Source organism: Acidovorax sp. CF316, assembly GCF_000276605.1.
Taxonomy (GTDB): domain Bacteria; phylum Pseudomonadota; class Gammaproteobacteria; order Burkholderiales; family Burkholderiaceae_C; genus Acidovorax.
This window is the reverse complement of record NZ_AKJX01000306.1, coordinates 1-1,959: the sequence shown is the minus strand read 5'-3', so window position 1 is coordinate 1,959 and position 1,959 is coordinate 1. Positions and strand designations below refer to the sequence as shown.

The window sequence follows — 1,959 nt, the reverse complement described above, 5'->3', positions numbered from 1 at the left end:
ACGTTCTTTTGGCGAAGCAAAAGAAGGTAGGTGCGCCGCCGGGCGCACACCCCGGCCTCCGCCCTCGGCAAAAGCAAGCATCAACCATCGAGACCGAGACGTTGTCGTCGTCAGACTTTCAACGCAGAAACCTTCACTGCGCAATAGGGCGCATGGCCTCGGTCGGCAAACCCAGCCAGTTGGACGACGTGAAGGACCTCATCGAGATGGCGTTCATCGATCAGATCGGTCGACTTCCTGAACTTCGAGATGGGGTCGAAGGACAGCACCGAGAAAAAACCATTGATGTCCGCTACGTCGATGCCCATGCTTTGAAATTCCTCGAGCGACAGCGCGGGATTACCCAGCGGGTGTCCGAAGCGTTCGTTCTGCCACGTCGCCACGGGTTCCGGGATCTGTATGGCGATCAGGTTGCACGCGCAATTCGCTTGGATGGCCTGGGCGACCGCGTCCAGCGTTTCTTGGTCCTTGATGTCCAGCAACTGGTACAGGTTCTCCTGCAGTCCAAACTGCCTGGTGACGGCGGCATGCATCGCATCGTGCTGGCTCCAATCCGACAGGCCCACGCGAGGAGCGCCGTCGCAGGGCCAGACGCGGATGTCGAAGCCGATGCAGGTGTAGGAGGTCGACAACGGGTGCTCAGTCATTGCTCCACAACGCCGACTTCGCTATCCCCGCCACATACTGAATCACCTCCACCTCATCCTCCGGAATGCTGATGCGCGGATGCGCCTCGTTCACCGAATCGAGGTGCACCATGCCATCGCGCACATAGGCCAGCTGCTTGACCATGACCTTGCCGCTGCGCTCGCGCACCAGCACCTCGTCGCCCGGCATGAAGCCGTGGCTGGGTTCGATGACGACGAACTCGCCGTGGCGGATGCGCGGCTTCATGCTCTCGCCCTTGCAGCGCAGGGCATACGCGTTGGGGTCGCGCGTGGGCCAGTTGATGCGGCCGTCGCCGTGGCCCACGGGGTACTGCAGCTCGCAGAAGTAGCCGTCGTCGCCCAGCTGCGCGGTGCCCACCACGGGCACGCCCTCGGGCGCGAGGATGCGCGCGGCCTCGCTGCCGGCGCGCAGCAGCGAGGGGAACATGCTGCCCAGGGGCAGGTTGGCGCGCTTTTCGAGGTTGAGGGCGGCGCGCTCGCCGAAGGCCTCTTCCTCGTCCAGGTACTGCGTCATGCGCCCCTTGCTCACGCCGAACTGGTCCATGAAGCGCTGGCGGTCGGTGCCGAAGTGCTTCTCGAAGTAGGCGGTGAATTCCGCGCGGCGGGTGCTGTCGTTGCTCATGGGTGTGCAGTTTAGCTGTAGCTAAATTTTTGGCAAGGTGTTTTAGCTTGTGCTTGACTATTTGTTTAGATAAAACTAAACTTGCTGCCATGAGATTCACGGATTGGCTGGATGCCGAACCTGGCCGCAACAAGGCGGTGGCAGAGCACTTTGGGCTGACGCCCAGCGCCATCACGCACTGGCGCAGGGCCGTGCCCCGAAGCCGCATGCGCGAGCTGCATGCATTGACGCAGGGGGCGGTGGACTTTGCGGGCATGTTGCCCAGCAAGTCCCGGGGCGGCAGTGGGCCGGGCCCGAAAGCCCCGGACGCCGAGGGCTGCTGATTTTTCGCTTTCTCCTTCCGCAGCGCCGATGCAGCCGGTGCTGTGGACCTTGCCCGGCGCTGCCTTGTTTTGCCTTGTGCGGCGCCGGGTGTTTTTTCTTTCTTTTGTGATGGGCCCACCCGTGCGCTCCTGCGGGAGCGTGGGCGCCCGCACGCCTTGTGAGGAGCCGTACGAGCCATGCGATCGACCACACCATCCCCCGTGCATGCGGGGCCCAATGCCTTTGAATCGGTGCGCCCGCGCGGTGCCGTTGTTGCCGCCGCCGATGCGGCTGGGCCGCGCCTTCAGGCCCGCAGCGGTGCCTGTGCGCTCGGTGCTGCGCCAGTGCCTGCCGATACGGCGGGAC

General features: G+C 63.9%; 3 protein-coding genes. 1 reads left to right on the top strand and 2 read right to left on the bottom strand.

Going from position 1 to position 1,959, the window contains the following annotated elements; all coding sequences use genetic code 11:
• Window positions 1-110: 110 nt before the first annotated feature.
• Complete coding sequence (locus tag PMI14_RS33210) at window positions 111-632, bottom strand: hypothetical protein (RefSeq protein WP_146187933.1); 522 nt, start codon at window positions 630-632, stop codon at window positions 111-113.
• A 7-nt stretch (window positions 633-639) separates the two neighbouring features.
• Window positions 640-1,290 carry a S24 family peptidase gene (locus tag PMI14_RS33930; protein WP_007862258.1) on the bottom strand — a complete coding sequence of 217 codons (651 nt, stop codon included), beginning with the start codon at window positions 1,288-1,290 and terminating at the stop codon, window positions 640-642.
• 89 nt (window positions 1,291-1,379) lie between these two features.
• Here PMI14_RS33930 and PMI14_RS33200 point away from each other — a divergent pair, with 89 nt between their 5' ends.
• Window positions 1,380-1,613, top strand: a complete 234-nt coding sequence (locus PMI14_RS33200) for a hypothetical protein (RefSeq protein WP_007862257.1) — start codon at window positions 1,380-1,382, stop codon at window positions 1,611-1,613.
• The last annotated feature ends 346 nt before the right edge of the window (window positions 1,614-1,959 follow it).

Coding starts and splice junctions, on each gene's coding strand:
- PMI14_RS33930 (WP_007862258.1), bottom strand. CDS start 1,290: ATGAGCAACGACAGCACCCGCCGCGCGGAATTCACCGCCTACTTCGAG.
- PMI14_RS33200 (WP_007862257.1), top strand. CDS start 1,380: ATGAGATTCACGGATTGGCTGGATGCCGAACCTGGCCGCAACAAGGCG.